16 protein-coding genes are annotated in these 18,915 nt (G+C 66.0%); 11 read left to right on the top strand and 5 right to left on the bottom strand.

The window, feature by feature from the left end; genetic code table 11:
- Position 1 precedes the first annotated feature (1 nt).
- Entirely contained in the window at positions 2–505 is a 504-nt protein-coding gene (locus DM450_RS15550; protein WP_142636266.1) for a GNAT family N-acetyltransferase, read from the bottom strand.
- A 7-nt stretch (positions 506–512) separates the two neighbouring features.
- Complete coding sequence (locus tag DM450_RS15545) at positions 513–1,388, bottom strand: TIGR00730 family Rossman fold protein (RefSeq protein WP_142636264.1); 876 nt, start codon at positions 1,386–1,388, stop codon at positions 513–515.
- A 97-nt stretch (positions 1,389–1,485) separates the two neighbouring features.
- Between DM450_RS15545 and DM450_RS15540 the strand changes: the two genes are divergently transcribed.
- Complete coding sequence (locus tag DM450_RS15540) at positions 1,486–2,544, top strand: LD-carboxypeptidase (protein ID WP_142636262.1); 1,059 nt, start codon at positions 1,486–1,488, stop codon at positions 2,542–2,544.
- A gap of 19 nt (positions 2,545–2,563) precedes the next feature.
- Here DM450_RS15540 and DM450_RS15535 read toward each other — a convergent pair whose 3' ends face one another.
- A complete protein-coding gene (locus tag DM450_RS15535) occupies positions 2,564–2,959 on the bottom strand; it encodes a hypothetical protein (protein ID WP_260609918.1) in 396 nt (131 codons plus the stop codon).
- Between the two features lie 201 nt (positions 2,960–3,160).
- Between DM450_RS15535 and DM450_RS15530 the strand changes: the two genes are divergently transcribed.
- From DM450_RS15530 to DM450_RS15520, 3 genes are all read left to right on the top strand, one after another.
- On the top strand, positions 3,161–5,188 hold the full coding sequence (locus DM450_RS15530) for a M3 family metallopeptidase (protein ID WP_142636260.1): 2,028 nt from the start codon (positions 3,161–3,163) through the stop codon (positions 5,186–5,188).
- A gap of 693 nt (positions 5,189–5,881) precedes the next feature.
- Positions 5,882–7,108: an MFS transporter gene (locus DM450_RS15525; RefSeq protein ID WP_142636258.1), complete on the top strand. Its 1,227-nt coding sequence runs from the start codon at positions 5,882–5,884 to the stop codon at positions 7,106–7,108.
- A complete protein-coding gene (locus tag DM450_RS15520) occupies positions 7,101–7,814 on the top strand; it encodes an SDR family NAD(P)-dependent oxidoreductase (protein ID WP_142636256.1) in 714 nt (237 codons plus the stop codon). The genes DM450_RS15525 and DM450_RS15520 overlap by 8 nt, the downstream gene beginning before the upstream one ends.
- 56 nt (positions 7,815–7,870) lie before the next feature.
- Here the strand turns inward: DM450_RS15520 and DM450_RS15515 are convergent, their stop codons facing one another.
- Positions 7,871–9,010 (bottom strand): FAD-dependent monooxygenase, encoded by a 1,140-nt coding sequence (locus tag DM450_RS15515; RefSeq protein ID WP_142636254.1) that lies wholly within the window; start codon positions 9,008–9,010, stop codon positions 7,871–7,873.
- A 137-nt stretch (positions 9,011–9,147) separates the two neighbouring features.
- Here DM450_RS15515 and DM450_RS15510 point away from each other — a divergent pair, with 137 nt between their 5' ends.
- From DM450_RS15510 to DM450_RS15495, 4 genes are all read left to right on the top strand, one after another.
- Entirely contained in the window at positions 9,148–11,598 is a 2,451-nt protein-coding gene (locus DM450_RS15510) for a TonB-dependent receptor (protein WP_260609917.1), read from the top strand.
- Positions 11,599–11,602: 4 nt separating this feature from the next.
- Positions 11,603–13,009 (top strand): sulfatase-like hydrolase/transferase, encoded by a 1,407-nt coding sequence (locus DM450_RS15505; protein WP_142636252.1) that lies wholly within the window; start codon positions 11,603–11,605, stop codon positions 13,007–13,009.
- A 276-nt stretch (positions 13,010–13,285) separates the two neighbouring features.
- Complete coding sequence (locus DM450_RS15500) at positions 13,286–14,206, top strand: NAD-dependent epimerase/dehydratase family protein (RefSeq protein WP_142636250.1); 921 nt, start codon at positions 13,286–13,288, stop codon at positions 14,204–14,206.
- Positions 14,207–14,220: 14 nt separating this feature from the next.
- On the top strand, positions 14,221–15,231 hold the full coding sequence (locus DM450_RS15495; RefSeq protein ID WP_260609916.1) for a LysR family transcriptional regulator: 1,011 nt from the start codon (positions 14,221–14,223) through the stop codon (positions 15,229–15,231).
- Between the two features lie 450 nt (positions 15,232–15,681).
- On the opposite strand, the gene DM450_RS15490 is transcribed toward DM450_RS15495, so the two are convergent.
- The gene (locus DM450_RS15490; RefSeq protein ID WP_260609915.1) at positions 15,682–16,158 is read right to left on the bottom strand and encodes a helix-turn-helix domain-containing protein; all 477 of its coding nucleotides are present in this window, start codon (positions 16,156–16,158) and stop codon (positions 15,682–15,684) included.
- 96 nt (positions 16,159–16,254) lie between these two features.
- Here DM450_RS15490 and DM450_RS15485 point away from each other — a divergent pair, with 96 nt between their 5' ends.
- Genes DM450_RS15485 through DM450_RS15475 form a run of 3 tightly spaced genes read left to right on the top strand, consistent with a single transcriptional unit; the run spans position 16,255 to position 18,883 of the window.
- Complete coding sequence (locus DM450_RS15485; RefSeq protein ID WP_142636248.1) at positions 16,255–17,067, top strand: SDR family NAD(P)-dependent oxidoreductase; 813 nt, start codon at positions 16,255–16,257, stop codon at positions 17,065–17,067.
- Positions 17,064–18,647 (top strand): phytoene desaturase family protein, encoded by a 1,584-nt coding sequence (locus tag DM450_RS15480; RefSeq protein ID WP_142636246.1) that lies wholly within the window; start codon positions 17,064–17,066, stop codon positions 18,645–18,647. The genes DM450_RS15485 and DM450_RS15480 overlap by 4 nt, the downstream gene beginning before the upstream one ends.
- Positions 18,647–18,883: a hypothetical protein gene (locus tag DM450_RS15475; protein ID WP_142636244.1), complete on the top strand. Its 237-nt coding sequence runs from the start codon at positions 18,647–18,649 to the stop codon at positions 18,881–18,883. Before DM450_RS15480 ends, DM450_RS15475 begins: the two co-directional genes overlap by 1 nt.
- The last annotated feature ends 32 nt before the right edge of the window (positions 18,884–18,915 follow it).

The raw sequence follows: 18,915 nt of genomic DNA, 5'->3' as shown, positions 1-18,915 counted from the left end.
ACTATTCGGGAGCGTCCAGCCGCAGGTAGATGCTGTCGCACCAGACGCCGCCGACGTGCCATGTCCGCGCCGCGCGGCCGGTTTCCTGAAAACCCAGCCGGGCGAGCAAGGCCAGCGAGCGCCGGTTGCGCGGATCGACGTCGGCCGTGACATGCGGGAGGCGGTGTACGGCAAAGGCGCGGCCGATCACCGCTTCCAGCGCCTCTTGCGCATAGCCTTGCCCCCAGAACGCGGGATCGAGGATGAAGCCGATCTCGGGAAAGCGCCAGAAGCCGGCCTTGCCGATCACCCGCGCGTCCAGCGTGACGATGAAGTCCTCGCCCTGGTCCGGGGGAATCGCGATCATCCCGGCCAGCCAGTCGTGCGTTTCGGCCATCTCGGCATGGGGCGGGCGCGACCAGTAGGCCATGGCCTCGGGCTGCACGAAGATCGCGTGAAGCGCTCCGGCATCGCGGGCAAGGGCAGGGCGCAGCAGCAGCCTTTCGGTGCGAAGCTGCGCCCCCATTATGCGGTCAACCGCAGTCGAGGTCGTAGAACTCGCGCACGACCTTCCAGCCTTCCTCGGCGGTTTCGCACCAGTGGAACAGCTTGAGATCGCTCTTGTTGATCACGCCTTCCTCGGCCAGCGCCTCGAAATTGACCACGCGTTCCCAGAATTCGCGGCCGTAGAGCAGGATCGGCATCGGCTTCATCTTGCCGGTCTGGATCAGCGTCAGCAGTTCGAAGAATTCGTCGAAGGTGCCGAAGCCGCCCGGGAACACCGCCACCGCGCGGGCGCGCAGCAGGAAGTGCATCTTGCGCAGCGCGAAGTAGTGGAACTGGAACGAGAGGCGCGGCGTCACGTAAGGATTGGGCGCCTGCTCGTGTGGCAGCACGATGTTGAGCGCCAGCGTCTCGGCGCCGACTTCGCGGGCACCGCGGTTGGCCGCTTCCATGATCGAGGGGCCGCCGCCCGAGCAGACCACGAACTGGCGCATGCCCTTTTCCACGACCGCGCACTTGCTGGCGATCTGGGCGAGTTCGCGCGCCACTTCATAATACTTGGCCTTGGCGACAAGGCGCTCGGCCACTTTCTTTTCTTCGTCGGTGGTGGCGCGGGCCAGCACGGCATCGCTCTGTTCGGGCGAGGGGATGCGGGCGGAGCCGTACATCACCAGGGTGGAGCCGATGTTGGCTTCTTCGAGCAGCATCTCGGGCTTCAGCAGTTCCAGCTGGAAGCGGACCGGGCGCAGCTCGTCGCGCAGCAGGAACTCGGTGTCCTGGAAGGCGAGGCGGTAGGAGGGGTTCTGCGTCTGCAGCGTGCCTTCCTGCGCATCGGCGAAGGAGGCTTCCTGCTCGGCCTTGTAGAACCGGCGCTTGGTGACTTTGGTGTCTTCAGTATCGCTCATCGGGGTACCTTGGCCGCAGGACGCGGCGGGAGAAAGCACAAATATCTAGGCCGCTTGCGGTTGCATGCAAGAGACTGGCGCGCGTAGCGTGCGGGGCATGACGAATTCGACCCTCACCCGCCGCGCGGCACTGGCCGGTCTTGGCATTGGCGCGGCTTCGGCGGCGCTGCCGGCATGGCCCGCGTTTTCCGCAGCCCCCGCGCCCCGGTTGGTCAAGCCGCCGCGCCTGCGCGAGGGCGACGTGCTGGGGCTGGTGGCCCCGGCCGGTTTCATCGGCGACCGCTTCGGGCTGGAGCAGGTCATGGCGAGCGTGCGTGCCATGGGTCTCGTGCCCCGGCCCGCACCGCACATGCTGGAGCGCGAGGGCTATCTGGCCGGCTCGGATCGGACGCGCGCCGATGACCTGATGGCGATGTTTGCCGACCCTGACGTGCGCGGCGTGATGTCGGTGCGCGGCGGCTGGGGCTGCGCGCGGATCCTGCCGCTGCTCGACTATGCGAGGATCGCGAGGACCCCCAAGCTGTTTGTCGGATTCAGCGACAATACCGCGCTGCACCTCGCCTTCGCGGCACGCACCGGCGTTGCCAGCATCCACGGCCCCAACGCCTCGGCCTCCTGGCCGCCGGCGGCCTGGGCGAACTTCCACGCGCTCGCTTTCGAGGGGGCGACGCCGACCTGGCAGGTGCCCGAAGGCACCGGCCTCAACCTGGCCGGACGCGGCAAGGACTTGCGCACCTTCCGCGGCGGCAAGGCGCGCGGAAAGCTGCTGGGCGGCAATCTCTCGGTGCTCTCGGCGCTGGTCGGCACGCCCTACCTGCCCGACTTCACCGGCGCGGTGCTGTTCCTGGAAGACACCAACGAATCCGAATACCGCATCGACCGCATGCTGACCCAGCTGGCGCTGGCAGGGGTGTTCGACAAGGTGGCGGGCATTGTCTTTGGCCAGTGCACCCATTGCACCAACCCCGACGGCGGCTTTTCCAACTTCACCATCTACGAAGTGCTCGACCGCCAGTTCGGCGGGCTCAAGGTTCCGGCGTTCCAGGGGCTCCAGATCGGTCATATCGCCGCGCAGGACAGCGTGCCGGTGGGCCTGCCGGTGGAGATCGACGCCGATACCGGCACCATGCGCCTGCTCGAAGCGGCAGTTGGTTGAGGGGGGCAGTTGAGGGGCGTCAGTTGATGAAATGCCGCCCCAGCGTGGGGTTGGTCAGGCTGCCGAGGCCGTAACGCGCGACAAGATCGGCATAAACCGCGCCGTCCAGCGGATCGGCAAATTCGAGCCCGGTGCCGTGCCCGTCAGACCAGGCCACGAAAGCCAGCGCCGGACGGCAGCCGGGCAATCCCAGGCTGACCGCTTCATCGGTTTTCAACGCCCCGATGCCTTCGATCCGGGCGCCGAAGCGGGTCAGATCCTTGAGTACCACGGTGGAACTGGTGAGATCATGGCGGAACGTCGCCATGATCTCCACGACCGCGCGCGGATCGCGGCGTTCCTGATCGAGGTTCTCAGTCTCGCGGCCCTCAGTCTCGGGGGAAATCTGCGGGCTGTGCGGTCTCCGGTACTCCACCATGCGATCCGACCTCGCGCGTGTTGATGCTGCCTGTTGCGCGCAAGAATAGCGCGGTTTTCCTGCGTCCCCGCTTCCGGGCGCCTAGGCACTCTTCCGGGGGAAACGCATGGGATCGGAGTGCGTTCCTGATGCCAGGGGGTTTAACCTCGCCGCTCGCATCCCTAGTTTCCCATCGTCATGACAACCGGAAAAGACCTGATGGCCCGTTCGCTGCTCGATCCCCTTGCCCTGCCCGACTATGCCGCGCTGACCAGCGAGGCGATTGCCTCCGCGCTGGAAACCGCGCTGGCGGACATGCAGGCGGCCGTGGCGCGGATCGTGGCGGACAAGCCGGACGATTTCGATTCGGCCTGGCTGCCGCTCGAAGCGGCCGATACCGCGCTGGACGCGCTGTGGTCGGCGGTCTCGCACCTCAAGTCGGTGGCCAACACCCCCGAACTGCGCGAGGCCCATACCGCCGGCCAGCAGCGCATCGTCGAAGTGATGACGGCGGTATTCCAGGACCACGACCTCTACGAAGTGATCGCCGCGCTGGAGAGCAGCCCCGGCTTTGCCGGGCGCTCCGCTGCCGACCGGGCCGCGGTCGAGCACATGCTGCGCAGCTTCCGCCTCTCCGGCGTTGCCCTGCCGGCCGGGCAGCGCGCGCGCTTTGCCGAGATTTCGATGGAGCTGGCGGGCCTTTCCAATGCCTTTTCCGCCGCCGTCCTCGACGCGACCGATGCCTGGAGCGAGCACGTTACCGATGCCGCCGTCCTGGCCGGCATTCCCGAAGCGGCGATGGAGATGTTTGCCGCCAATGCCGCCGCCAAGGGGCTGGAAGGCTGGGTGGTCACGCTGCAGTGGCCCAGCGTCAACGCGGTGCTGACGTTTGCCGAGGATCGCGGCCTCAGGGAGCGTGTCTATACCGCCTTCGGCACCCGCGCCTCCGACCAGGGGCCCAATGCGGGGGAGTTCGACAACACGCAGCGTATCGCCCGCATCCTCGAACTGCGGCGCGAGGCGGCCACCTTGCTGGGCTTTGCCGATCCGGTGGAACTCTCGCTCGCGACGAAGATGGCCCCGAATGCGGGCGAGGTGCTGCACTTCCTGCGCGATCTGGCCGCCCGCGCCCGCCCCGGGGCCGAACGCGACCTTGCCGCCGCCCGTGAATTTGCCGCGCAGGACCTCGCCATCGCCGATCTCCAGCCCTGGGACCTGACCTTCGTTGCCAACCGCATCAAGCTGGCGCGCTTTGCCGTCGACGAGCAGGAAGTGCGCGCCTACTTCCCGGTCGAGCGCGTGCTGGCGGGCTGGCAGGTGCTGCTCGGGCGCCTCTTCGGCATTACCCTGATCGAGCGGACCGGCGTTTCGCTCTGGCACGCCGATGCCCGTTATTACGATGTGGCGGACGAGCAGGGCGCGGTGATCGCCGGGCTCTACCTCGATCTCCACGCCCGGCAGGGCAAGCAGGGCGGCGCCTGGATGGCGCAGGCCCGCCCGCGCCTGTCCGAAGGCAACACCGCACGCGTGCCGGTGGCCTACCTCACCTGCAACTTCGCGCCCAAGGGCGGCGACACCCCCTCGCTGCTGGCCCACACCGAAGTGGAAACGCTGCTGCACGAGACCGGGCACTGCCTCCACCACCTCTTCACCCGCGTCAACCGGCCGAGCGTGGCGGGCACCAGCGGTTTCGAGTGGGACGCCATCGAACTGCCCAGCCAGCTGATGGAAGACTTCGCCTGGGACCGCGAAGTGCTCACCGGCATGTCCGGCCATTACCGCAGCGGCGCGCCGCTGCCCGCAGAACTGTTCGAGAAGATGCTCGCCGCCCGCCGCTTCCAGTCGGGCCTCTTTGTGCTGCGCCAGATCGAGTTTGGCCTGTTTGACCTCCTGCTCCACCTCGGCACCATGGGCAGCGACCCGATGGAAGTGATCGAGGCGGTGCGCGAGGAAGTGGCGGTCGTCCACCCACCCGAATGGCACCGCTTCCCCCACGCCTTCAGCCACGTCTTCGCGGGCGGCTATGCCTCGGGCTATTACAGCTACCTCTGGGCCGAAGTGCTGGCGGCGGACGGCTTCGGCAAGTTCGTGGAAGCGGGCGTGGTGGACCGCGCGACGGGCGACGCCTTCCGCGAGGAAGTCCTCTCGCGCGGCGCCACCCGCCCGGCGGCCGACAGCTTCCGCGCCTTCCGTGGACGCGACGCGGATGTCACCGCGCTGCTGGAGCGGCGCGGGCTGCTGGCCTGAGGGTTCGTCATCCCGGCGTGTGAGGCTGGCTGAAGGTTTCAAAAAGAGAAGATTCCGGGGGATGATCCCCCGGACCCTCGGAGCGCTATCCTTGCGCGCTGCCTAGGCGCGGCGCGCCCATGGTGAGGTTGAAGCGGAAAGGTCTGTCGGCCATGCGGTGACAGAGACGGCTGTTTAGGCTGATGCCACGACTGTCAGGTGGAGCTGATTTGGGTTGGGAGCGGACTGTCGGGTTCGGATTTCAAAACACCAGTTGCTGATGCCAAATCCGCACCCAGAACTTCGTCATTCCCGCGAAGGCGGGAATCCAGTCAGCGCAGCGCGTCGAAGCCAAAGCCGGTGGGGAGATCGCGCCACTGCGGATTGCCTTCATTGCGAGGTTGCTACTGGATTCCCGCCTTCGCGGGAATGACGAATGGAGTGAACAATCGGCATGCCATCCGGGTTCAACGAACATCTACTTTGGGGCGTATCCGGAAAGTCCGTTGCCGGCGAAGAAGTCGATTGCTCGGACAAACTTACCCCACCCCCGCCTAACCACGCTGCAAATACCTACTCTCCCGCATAATCGATTGGACTTGGCCGCCCGGCAGCCGACAACGGCGAGGTCCAAATTCCGCGTCATGCACGGTGCGGGATGCCTTCAGGACCCGACAGTAACGGGCCAGGAACAAGGGCGTGGAAAGGGAGAGAATGGTTCGACATCACCAGGCCGGCTGGATGACCGGTATATCGCTGCTGCTGCCGATCACGCTGACGACGATGGCGATCGTGCTGTTGACGCCGATCGTGCCGGATCTGATGGCCGAGTTTTCCTCGGTGCCGAACCATGAATACTGGGTGCCGATGATCCTGACGCTGCCCTCGCTCTGCGTGGCGCTGCTGTGCCCGGTGGCGGGGATCATGGGCGACTACTTCGGGCGGCGGCGCCTGCTGCTGTTCTCGTTCCTGCTCTATGCCGTGGTCGGCGTGATGCCGGTGTTCTTGCACGATCTGACCCATATCCTGATTTCGCGCGTGGGCGTTGGCATTGCGGAAGCGCTGATCTACGTGCTCTCGACGACAATGATCGGCGATTACTACAAGGGCGCCGCGCGCGACCGCTGGCTGGCGGCGCAGACCGCCTTTGCCTCGATGTCGGCGCTGCTGTTCTTCAACCTCGGCGGCGCGATGGGCGAGAGCGGCTGGCGCACGCCGTTCTGGGCCTATGCCTCGGCGCTGGTGATGTTCGCGCTGGTCTTCAAGTTCACGTGGGAGCCCTCGGGGGAGCCTGCAAGCGCGGCCCATCCTGATGACGAAGCCGATGTGCCGCCCCGTAATCTGTCGTGGGCGGGCTTTCCCTGGGCGAAGATGGCGATGATCGTGCTCATCACCATCTACGGTTCGGTGTTTTTCTATACCGTGCAGATCCAGGCGCCGAGCGGGCTTGCCGCACTGGGGCTGACCAGCCCGGCGGAGCGCGGGTTCCTGACGTCTCTCGCCTCGATCGGGGTGCCGCTGGGCACGTTCCTCTATTCGCGGATCGGGCCGAAGTGGCCGGTCGGGCGATTGCTGCTGATCGAGTTCGCGCTGCTCTCGCTGGGTTTTGCGCTGATGGGCAAGGCGGGCGCGGTGCCGGGCTTCCTGATCGGCTGCTTCATCAACCAGATCGGCGCGGGCCTGCTGCTGCCGACGCTGCTGGTGTGGTCGATGTCGATCCTCTCGTTCGAGATCCGCGGGCGCGGCACCGGGTTCTGGCAATCGGCCTTTGCGCTGGGCCAGTTCCTCTCGCCGCTGGTGGTGACCTTTGCCGGGCAGCATACCGGCGGGCTGCTGGGCGCGTTCATGACGCTTTCGCTCGCGGCGCTGGGCGGGGTGATCATTGCCCTGATCGCCTCGCGCATGAATGGAAACCACAAGCTGGAGGTGGCCCATGGCTGATCGCCTCAAGGGCCGCGTGGCCATCGTCACCGGAGCGGGGAACGGCATCGGCGAGGGCGTTGCCCGGATATTCCGGCAGGAGGGCGCGGCCGTGATCGGCGTCGACCTGTCCGGCGCCGACGAGACCTGCGATCTCACCGACGAGGCGCAGACGCAGGCGCTGTTCGCCCGCATCGGCGCCGAGCATGGCCGCATCGACGTGCTGGTCAACGCCGCCGCCTTTGCCGTGTTCGGCTGGATCGAGGACCTCTCTTACGCCGACTGGAAAAGGACGCTGACCGGCGAGCTGGACATCGTCTACCTCGCCACTCGCGCGGCCTGGCCGTGGCTCAGGGCGAGCGGCTCGGCGAGCGTCATCAACTTCGCCTCGGCCAATGCGCGCCATGCGCTGGAAGGCTCTCCGGCGCTGGCGCACTGCGCGGGCAAGGGCGGGGTTCTGGCGATGACGCGGCAACTGGCCATGGAGGGCGCGCCTCACGGCATCCGCGCCAACACCATCGCGCCGGGCTTCATCAGGACGGCGGCCACCGCGCGCCACCTCGCCGCCGATCCGGCCTTCGAGCAGCAAGTGCTCGCCAAGAACATGCTCAAGCGTCTCGGCGAGCCGGAGGACATCGCCTGGGCCGCCTGCTGGCTGGCCAGCGCCGAGGCGCGCTACGTCACCGGGGCCGATATTCCCATCGATGCGGGGGCGACGGCGTGGTGAGATCGACACCATCGTGAAACGAGGAAGGCGGAGAATTCCCCGCCTTCCTTTTGGCATCAGAACGGCTCGTTCAGACGGGCCAGTGCGGTTTCCAGCAGCGCCGCGTGCTCCTGCGGCGGGCGATGCTCCATCTGCAGGCGGCCGATGCCGATGCTGCTCTCGATGATGAAGCGGCAGCGGTCGAAGCGGCGCTCTTCATAGGCGGCGAGGGCCTTGCCCACGGTGTCGGCAGCGGCGAGTTCCTCCGCCAGCACGATGGCGCTTTCGACCGCCATGCCCGCGCCCGAGGCGAGGTGCGGGGTCGTCGCATGGACGGCATCGCCCAGCAGCACCACCCGCCCGCTCGACCACGGACGCGGCTGCAAGGCGGCGGCGAGCGGACGGTAGTTGATCCAGTCCTCGCGCGTCATATTGTCGCGAATCCAGCCGGCATTGCCGCCGAACGGGGCGAGCAGTTCCTTGAGGGTGGTGTAGAGTTCCTCTTCGTCCATGAAGCGCTCGCGCTCCTCATGGGCGGTCAGCATCCACATATAGACGTTGTCGGGACTGCATGCGGTGATCCCGCAGGGGGTATCGGTCCCGAGGAAGAATTCGCTTTCGCTGAGGCCGGGCGGTTTGCGGATCGAGATCCGCCAGCAGCCCTGTCCGGTCGGCTGGGCGGGGGCCATGTGCGGGAAGGCCAGTTCGCGCACGGCGGAAAAGACGCTGTCGGCGCCGATCACCAGATCGTAGCGGTCGGTGGAACCATCGGAAAAGGTCGCATCGACACCCTGATCGTCGCTCTCGAGTGCGGTTACGGTCACGCCGAGGCGCACCGGGATGTCCAGCGCCTTCACGCGGGTCTGCATGATCCGGTGCAGCACCGGGCGCATGATGCCGCCGGTGGCCGGCAGGCCTTCCTCGATCACCGGCTCGTCCAGCACCTGCATCAGCGTGCCGTCGTAGCGATAGAGCCGCGTCTTGGTGGTGATCGCGCCGGCCTGCTTGATCTCGTCCAGCAGGCCGAGCCGCCGATAGGCGCGCAAGGTCGGCCCCGTGATGGTTATGCCGGCGCCGTAGACCCGCCAATCCGGGTCGAGGTCGATCAGGTCCACCCTGACGCCGCGCTCCGCAAGGCTGATGGCCGTCGCCATGCCGCCGATCCCTCCGCCCACGACAAGTGCCGTGGCGATGCTGCTGATGCTCTCCCGTGTCATGCATCGAGGACTAGCGAGGCGGCGGTTTCAGACAAATCCGAACTGTGGATGCGTGCCTATCGATACAATCGGTGTGACGCCGGAGCGCGGCTTGGTTAGCCCGATGCCAAGAACACAGCATATTTGGGAGGATCATCGTGCGCAAAGGGCTTCTGGAATCCGTCTGCCTGTCTGCCATTGTCCTGGCGGCACCGGCCATGGCGCAGGATAGCGCGACAGCGCCGCAGGCCAGCACCGACAATGGCGGCATCGGCGACATCATCGTCACCGCCCAGCGCCGCTCGGAATCGATGCAGCGCGCGGGCATCGCCATCGACGCGGTGGGGGGAGACGATCTCATCCAGTCGGGCGTCACCCAGGCCGATGCGCTGAACAAGGTCGTTCCCGCGCTCACCGTCACCAATGGCGGCGGCTCGAACACCTCGATCTTCCTGCGCGGCGTCGGCAACGTCACCAACTCCAGCTACAACGATCCCGCCGTGACGCCGAGCTACGACGGCGTCGTGCTGGGGCGTGCAGCGGGCGCGTTCGGGGCGGCGTTCTATGACCTGGCCCGCGTCGAAGTGCTGAAGGGGCCGCAGGGCATTCTCTATGGCCGCAATGCCACCGGCGGCGCGGTCAACATCATTCCCAACCGCCCGCAATTGGGCCAGAACAAGGGCGGCTTCACGCTCTCGGCCGGCAATTACGACGCGGTGAGCGTCGAGGGCTATGCCAACCTCGCCATCGGTGAGAACGCCGCGCTGCGTGTTGCCGGCACCCGCCAGTATCATGACGGCTACAACAAGGACGGCAGCGACGATCTCGACCGTACGGGCGTTCGTGCGCAATTGCTGTGGGAGCCGACCGACACCTTGAGCGTGCGCCTGGGCGGCGACTACACCCACGTCGGCGGTGTCGGCGCGGGGGGCAGCTATATCGGCTCGTTCACGCCGGGGGCATCGGGCTTCACCTTCACGGCATCGGGTCTCGGCAAGTCGGAGGGCTTCAACACCGATGCCGCCAACGCCTTCCGCCAGACCTCGCTGGGCGCGCCGGGCTTCGGTTTCCTCGATGCAATGAACCGCCAGCAGATGACCGACAACACCTATTGGGGCGCCAATGCCGAGATCACGCTCGATACCGGCATCGGCACGCTGACGGTGCTGCCCGCCTATCGCAAGGCCGATGCCACCAGCTTCTTCTACGGCCCGGCGTTCAACACCGCCTACACCGACGAGCATGACCGTCAGGCCAGCCTCGAAACCCGTCTGGCGGGCAAAGTGGGCATGTTCGACTACGTGGTTGGCGGCTTCTATTTCAACGAGAAGATCCAGAACACCGGCGAGTACAACCAGGAATTCGTGCTGCCGATCCAGCACTATACCCACAAGACCGAATCGTACGCGGCCTTCGGCCAGCTGACCGCGCACCTGACCGACGCGTTCCGCCTGATCGGCGGTCTGCGTTATACCCATGACCACAAGTCGATCGACGGCATCATCAACAACTTCATCGTCTATTGCGGCGGCCTGCCGCCGACGACGCCGCCGGCCTCGTTCGCGGCGGGCTGCGCCAATCCGGGCGCGCTGCCGCACTTCCCGAACTTCACTTCCACCGGCGACACGGTGAACTGGCTGATCGCCAATGGCTTCATCGATGCCAGCAGCACCGACGAGCCCAACGGCCAGTTCTACAACCTGACCAACGGTGTCGGCATCATCCAGAAGACGTATTACCCGGTGGTCGAATCGGGCAGCTACAGCCGGGTGACCTGGAAGGCGGGCGCCGAGTACGACGTGGCCCCGGATTCGCTGCTCTATGCCACGGTCGAGAGCGGCTACCGCGCGGGCGGTTTCCAGCTTTCCGAGGGCAATCCCAGCTACAAGCCGGAATTCATCACCGCCTACACGATCGGATCGAAGAACCGCTTCTTCAACAACAAGATCCAGCTCAACGTCGAGGCGTTCTACTGGAAGTACAAGGACCAGCAGATCAACTACTTCACGGTCTCGCCGGACTCGGTGCTGATCAACACGATCGACAATGCGGGCAAGGCCGACATCAAGGGCTTCGACGTCGATTTCATGGCCAAGCCCATGCACAACACCACGCTTTCGGCCAAGGTCCAGTACCTTGATACCGAGTACAAGCAGCTGACGCTCACCACCGCCTCGCCGCGCAACAACATCAACTGCCCGTCGAGCGCCACCGGCGACACCCTGACCGACGGCACCGCGATCCTCGCGTTCGACTGTTCGGGCCGTCCGCTGCTCTATTCGCCGAAATGGACGGTGAATCTGGGCCTCGAGCAGATCGTGCCGCTCGGCGACAGCTACGAACTGGTTGCCGGGGTCAACACCTCGTGGCGCTCCTCGCAGTATGGCGCATTCGAGTATCTCGATTTCGAGAAGATCCGTTCGTACTGGCTGACCGACGCCAATCTGGCGCTGCGCCTGTCCGATGGCGGCCTTTCCATCGGTGCCTTTGTCCAGAACATCGAGAACAAGCGCCGGATCGCGACACCGCAATCCTCGCCGATCGGCTTTGCAGTGGCACGCTATACCGCGCCGCGTACGTACGGCCTGCGTCTCTCGGCGGAATTCTGAGGGCATGGGGATACCTGCAGACCGTCGCAGAGTGCTGGGGTGGCTGGGCGCGACGAGTGCACTCGTCGCGCTTGCAGGGCCGGGCAGGGCGCTTGCCCGCCCGGCTCCCCCTCCAAACCGGCCGAATATCGTCTACATCATGGCCGACGACCTCGGTTACGCGGACCTTTCCGCCACCGGCTCGCACGCGATCCGCACGCCCGCGATCGACAGCCTCGGCCGTGACGGCGTGCGGCTGACGCAGGGCTATGCCAGCACGCCGATCTGCTCGCCCACGCGCTCGGCGCTGCTGACCGGCTGCTATGCTCAGCGCTTTGCCATCGGTATCGAGGAACCGCTCGGCCCCGGCGCGCCGCCGCATATCGGCGTGCCGCTGGACCGGCCGACCATCGCCTCGGTCCTGCGCGATCGGGGGTATCACACCAAGCTGATCGGCAAGTGGCATCTGGGCGAACCGCCCGAACATGGCCCGCTCCAGCACGGATACGACGAGTTCCTTGGCGTGGTCGAAGGCGCGGCGGACTATTTCCGGCATCACATGGTGATGGGCGGCAAGGACCAGGGCATCGGCCTCGCGCAGGACAACGCGCCCCAGCAGCGCGACGGCTATCTCACCGACCTGTTCGGGGACGAGGCGGTTCGCACCATCGAGGGCGCGGGCGACAGGCCGTTCTTTCTCTCGCTCCACTTCAACGCCCCGCACTGGCCCTGGGAAGGGCGCGAGGATGCGGCGGCGGCCAAAACCCTCCCCAATTCCTTCCACTACGAAGGCGGCAACCTCGCCAAGTACAAGGAAATGGTGGAGGCGATGGACCAGAACGTCGCCAAGGTGCTCGCCGCGCTGGAACGCACCGGCAAGGCGCAGAACACCATCGTTGTCTTCACCAGCGACAACGGCGGCGAGCGGTTCTCGGAGACATGGCCCTTCATCGGCCACAAGGGCGAAGTGCTGGAAGGCGGCATCCGCGTGCCGATCCTGATGCGCTGGCCGGGGCATATCGCACCGGGCACGCTGTCCGATCAGGTCATGGCCTCGATGGATTTCCTGCCGACGTTGCTGACGATGGCGGGCGGCAATGTCGCCGGGGCGGGCTCGTTCGATGGCGTCGATCTCTCGGCGCAACTGACCGGCAAGGCCGCCCCGGTTCCGCGCACCCTGTTCTGGCGCTTCAAGGCCAACGAGCAGGCGGCGGTGCGGCAGGGTGACTGGAAATACGTGAAGATCGGCGGGAAGGAGCATCTCTACAACCTCGCCGAAGACGAGCACGAACGGGCCGAGCGCGCCGCCGCGCAGCCCGCAAAGCTGGCCGAACTGAAGGCCCTGTGGGACGGCTGGAACGCCCGGATGCTGCCGTACCGCGTCGATGGATACTCCGAAGACGTGCGCAAGGCCTACTCTGACCGATATTAGGTCGTAAACGCATAAACGGCACCATCGAGGTTTGAGGCAAAATGGCTCAGCGGCAGGAGGGAAGGCGCTGGAATATGTCGATATTTCAAGACTTCCCGACGCAGCGCTGGGCCATTTTGGGCAAACCCCGAAGGGGCGCCCAAATGGCTTCCATCTCGAACCGAAGCGGCCTTGGACGGGTAACCAGCCCGCCCGGCGGCAACTTCGGCCCGAGCTGTTCGCCATTTGGGCGCCTCGATGGTGCCGTTTATGCGTTTACGACCTAGGGAGATCGATGTGAAAGTGCTCGTGACCGGAGCCGGCGGTTTTGTCGGCCGGCAACTCGTCCATGGCTTGCTCGATGCCGGACATGAAGTCGTCGGGATCGACAGCCATGGCGTCGGCATTCCTGAGGGCGCCCGCGCGGTCGAGGGTGATCTCGGCGCCGCCTCAGTCCGGGCCGAGGCGCTGGGCGATGGCTGCGATGCGCTGGTCCATCTCGCCACCGTTCCGGGCGGCGCGGCGGAGGCCGATCCGGTGGCCTCGCGCCGGATCAACGTGGATGCGATGTACGACCTGCTGCTGGAGGCGAGTGCGCTCACGCCGGGCCTGCGCGTGGCTTATGCCAGCTCCATCGCGGTCTACGGCGATCCGCTGCCCGCCGAAGTGGACGATGCCACGCCGCTTTCGCCGAAAATGATCTACGGCGGGCACAAGGCGATGATGGAACATGCCGTGGCCCTATTCTCCAATCGCGGGCTGATCGACGGGGTGACGGTGCGCCTGCCCGGCATTCTCGCGCGGCCCAAGGGGCCTTCGGGCATGAAGTCCGCCTTCATGTCGAACCTGTTCCATGCGCTGAAGGCGGGCGAGGCGTTCATCTGCCCGGTCTCGGCGGAGGGCACGATCTGGGCGGAATCGCTGGAATGCGTGGCCCGCAACTTCATCCATGCCCTGAGGCTCGACACCGCGCTGCTGCCGCCGACCCGCGCGGTGACGCTGCCAGCCTTGCGCGTGACGATGGGCGATCTGGCCGCGGAGATCGCGCGGCAGTGCGGCGTCTCGCCCGATCTGGTCCGCTACGAGCCCGATGCCGCACTGGAGGCAGCCTTTGCCGCGCAGCCGCCGCTCTCCACTCCGGCGGCGGAAAAGGCGGGTTTTGCGCATGATGGCGATCTTGCTATGCTCGCCCAAAGCGCCCTGCGAACCCTCTCGTAAGGAGCGCGTGGGAGATGGCAATGCGGTTCGGTCGGCTCGATCTCAATCTCTTGGTGGCCCTCGATGCGCTGCTGACCGAGCGCAGCGTGTCGCTGGCGGCGGACAAGCTGTGCCTCTCGCAATCGGCCACATCCAGCGCGCTGGGACGCCTGCGCGAATACTTCGGGGACGAGCTGCTGGTGGTGAAGGGCCGCCACATGATCCTCACCGCCCGGGCCGAGGAACTGATCGAACCGGTGCGCGCGGTGCTCGAGCAGATCCGCTCGACCATCACCGTTGCCCCGCCGTTCGATCCCGCCACCGCGGAACGCCAGATCCGCATCATGGCATCGGACTATTCCACCCAGGTCCTGCTGGCCGATGCCATCGCCGAGATTTCGAGCGAGGCCCCCGGCATCCGTTTCGAAATCCAGCCGATGCACGACACCCCGGTCGATGCGCTGGAACGCGGGTACATCGACCTCCTGCTGACCATCGATTACGCCATCTCCACTGATCATCCCAGCCAGATCCTGTTCGATGATGACTACGTGGTGCTCGGCTGGGAGGGCAATCCGGCCTTGCAGGGGCCGATGACACGCGAACTGTACTTCGAACTCGGCCACGTCACCGCGCGTTTCGGCAAGGCGCAGGTACCCGCGTTCGACGACTGGTTCATGCGCCGCCAGAAGCAGCAGCGCCGGGTGGAAGTGGTGGCGCCCAGCTTCCTGTCGATTGTCGGGCTGGTGATGAACAGCAACCGCATCGCCACCGTTCACCGCCGCATGGCCGAGGTTTTTGTGCGCAGTCTGCCGCTGGTCATGCGCGAGATGCCCTTCAGCTTCCCGCCGATCCGCGAGGCGATCCAGTGGCATATCTCCAACTCCAACGACGCCGGGCTGCGCTGGGTGGTGGAGAAGCTGGAAGCCGTCGCCCAGCGAAGTGGCAGAGCAGGCAATGTCGTGCCCATCGATCCCGCCCAGCGCGAGGACAACGAGCGCGAGCGGATCGAATATGCGTTCCGGATGAACAACAAGCCGCTCTAGGCGGCGTGGACAAATTCCGCATTGCCACGGTTGCCCTGCAAGCTGCGCCAGCAAGGCGCGAAGCCGCAGGAAGAGCGGGCCTCTTTCAAGGCGGAGCAACGCTGCTGGCGCAGCTTGCAGGGCAACCCCTACGGGGCTGGAGGCAAAAGCCGTCCCTTCGGCGTCGGCTCGGCTGGAAGTATCGACATACTCCTGCGCCTCACCTTCTTGAATTGACGGCTTTTGTCTCCAGCCGTGGCAATGCGGAATTTGTCCACGCCGCCTAGGCCTGCTGCGTACCCGGCCCCTCAACCCCAAATTCGTCATCCCCGCGAAGGCGGGGATCCCGCTTATCGTGCGGCATGTGAGAGGTCGCAGAAGGAAGCGGGGCCCCGCCTTCGCGAGGGCGACGGAGTGATTTGGGTAGAGGTGGATCGAGTGGGGCTGGCCTGAAGTGTGGCGGATGGCGAGTCAGTCGAACTCGCCATTTCGACCATGCTCCCGCCCATGCTCGCGCCCATGCTCGCGCCCATGCTCGCGATCGTAACGCTCCCGCGCTTCGTGAATCGCGTCCGAGCGGGTATTGATCCAGTCGATCATCCCGCGCGCCCTGGCGAACAGGTCCTCCCCCAGCCCTGACAGCCGGTAGGCGACTTTGGGCGGCACGTCCGCGCTGACGCTGCGCAGCACGAAGCCGTCGCGTTCCAGCGCGCGCAGTTTCAGCGTCAGCACCCGCTGCGAAATCGCCTGCTCGGACGATAGCTGCGCAACCACGCGCTTGAGGTCGGCATGGCGCATTTCGCCCTCGCCCAGCACCAGCAGGATCAGCGTGGTCCAGCGGTCCCCCAGCATGGCCATGACCGCGCGCGCGGGCGCCTCCCGCTCGTGGCCATGACGCGCCATTTCATCGGCCAGGGCGCGCAGCCCCGGCAGGTCCAGCGGTTCCACGAATTACCCCGTAATGGGCACAAAAAAGTGCCGTCTTCCATCCATCGGGAGGCACTTTATGCCGGGATCAAACAAGGTCAATTCCGGGAGAGTGCGATGGTCGCAGATGCGACGAGAATGGATGGCAAGGTTGCCGTCATCACCGGCGGAGCCGGCGGGATCGGCGGCGCCACCGCCCGGTTGCTGACCGCGCGCGGGACAAAAGTGGTGATCGCCGATATTGCCCTTTCCGCAGCCGAGGACCTGGCCGCGACATTGCCCGATGCCATCGCGGTGCACCTCGATCTGGAGCAGGAAACCTCGATAGAGGCGATGATCGCACGGACAGTGGCCCAGTTCGGAAGGCTCGACGTGCTGCACAACAACGCGGCACTGCTCGGCCCGGACATCGCGCAGGCCGATGGCGATGTGGAGCACATGGCCACCGTACTCTGGGACCGGACTTACGCGGTCAATGTGCGCGGCACGATGATCGCCTGCCGCGCCGCCCTGCCGCATTTGCGGGCAAGTGGCGGCAATATCGTCAACACCGTCAGTAACCTCGCATTGCAGGGGCACATGATTCAGGCGGCCTATTCCTCCTCCAAGGCGGCGGTGATCCAGATGACCCGCGCCATCGCCGCCAGCCACGGCGTTCATGGCGTGCGCTGCAACGCCGTCGCCCCCGGCATGACGATGACCCCGGCGCTGCGCGAGGCTTTCCCGCCGGTGCTGCGTCAGGCGGTGGAGGAGGAAACCCTGCGCGACCGCCTCGGCGCGCCCGAGGACATTGCCGAGGCGGTGGCCTTCCTCGCCTCCGACGCGGCCCGCAACATCACGGGCCAGGTGCTGGTCGCCGATGGCGGCTGCGCCAGCCACGTTCCCGGAATCGCACGGTTCCGGGCCTTCTTTTCGGGAGAGCATGCATGAGCCAGTACGACGTGGTCGTCATGGGCGGGGGGCACAACGGCCTCGTCGCCGCCGCCTACATGGCCAAGGCGGGCAAGAAGGTGATCGTGCTGGAGCGGAAAGCCCACTACGGCGGCGGCGTTTCCACGCGTGAGCTGATCCAGCCGGGTTTCTGGCATGACGAGCACTCCAACGTGCACATCATGATCCAGGGCAACCCGATGCTGCGCGAGGACGAGCTGGGCCTGCTCGGCAAGTTCGGCCTCGAATATATCTATCCCGAACTGCCCCACGCCTCGATCTGGGAAGACGGGACCATGGTGCGCTCCTGGCGCGATCTGGACCGCACCTGCGAGGAAATCGCAGCCTTCTCGCCCAAGGATGCGGAGGCCTATCGCAAGTTCGCCACGGCCTCGATGGCGGCGCTGCCGATGTTCATGTCCGGCCTCTACGCCCCGCCGTTCCCGATGGGCGCCTTCGTGGCGATGATGGACCAGTCCGACGAAGGGCGCTTCCTGCTCGACGTCATGCAGCGCTCGGCGCTCGACGTGGTGAACCAGTATTTCGAGAGCGACCTGCTGCGCCTCCACATCGTGCGCATGGTCACCGAGAACCTGCAGATGCCCGACGAACTGGGCACCGGCATGGGCGCTTTCCTGATGCCGGGGATCATCCACGCTTATGGCTGCTCGATGCCGAAGGGCGGCTCCGGCCAGCTTTCCCACGCGCTGGTCCGCGCTATCGAGCATTTCGGCGGCGAAGTGCGCTGCAACGCCGAAGTGCGCCGGGTGATCGTATCCGGCGGCAAGGCCACCGGCCTCGAACTGGTGGATGGCGAGACTTTCATGGCGAAAGACGGCGTGATCGGCGCGATTCATCCGCATGTGCTGCGCAAGTTCGTGGCCGAAACGCCCGAGCCGGTGCTTCAGCGCGCGGAGCGGGTGACGCAGTCCACCTTCTCGATCAACCTCACGCACCTGACCCTGAAGGAGCGGCTGCGCTTGAAGGTCGGCAACGACGCCAATGCCATGATGACCGAGCTGATGGACTTCTACACCATGCGCGACATGCTGCTGGAGTACGACAAGCTGCGGCGCGGCGAAGTGTCCGAACGGCTGATCGCCGGCGGCGACAACACGATCTTCGATCCCAGCCGGGCGCCCGAAGGCGCGGGTGTGTTCTACGGGGTGAACTTTGCGCCTTACGACCTCTGGCCCGATGGTCCGGGTTCGTGGGACGAACGCAAGGAAGAGATCGCCGACAAGGCGCTGGCGCAGTACCGCAAGTTCTACGCGAACCTCGATGATGCCAACATCACCGGCCGCCTGATCCGCTCCCCCGTCGATCACGAGCGGGACAGCCCGGCCAGCTTCCTCAAGGGCGACATCCACGGCTGCGCACCGTTCTTCTACCAGTCGGTCGGACACCGGCCGACGCCGGACCTCGGTTCGCTGCGGGTGCCGCAGATCGAGGGGCTCTATCTCGTCGGGCCGTTCATGCACCCGGGCGGCGGCGTGTTCGGCGCGGGCCGGGCGACGGCGATCCAGATGATGGACGACCTCGACATCGAATTCGACAAGGTTTGCGCAGGAGCGGTATGATGGCGCAGAACAAGAAGGCCCCGGTAATGCGCATCCTCGATGCGCAGGACAAGGAACTGATGGCGGTGCGCCGGATCGAGCGGGACGGCGACAACCTGATGATCCGCGGCAAGATCTTCGGGGCGATGCCGATGGTCGCCAAAGTGACGCCGGAAGAAGCGCGCGCGGCGCTCAAGCTGCTGGATGCCAGGACGATCCTGTTCATCCTCAGCCTGCTGTTCCGCAAGGGGCGCTGACATGGGGCAGAGGCGCAAGCTGCGCGCCTGCG

Origin of the sequence: Sphingomonas sp. IC081, assembly GCF_006874585.1 — a bacterium.
In the GTDB taxonomy this organism is placed as follows: Bacteria; Pseudomonadota; Alphaproteobacteria; order Sphingomonadales; family Sphingomonadaceae; genus Novosphingobium.
The sequence above is the reverse complement of the archived record's forward strand: the minus strand, read 5'-3'. Positions and strand labels throughout refer to the sequence as shown.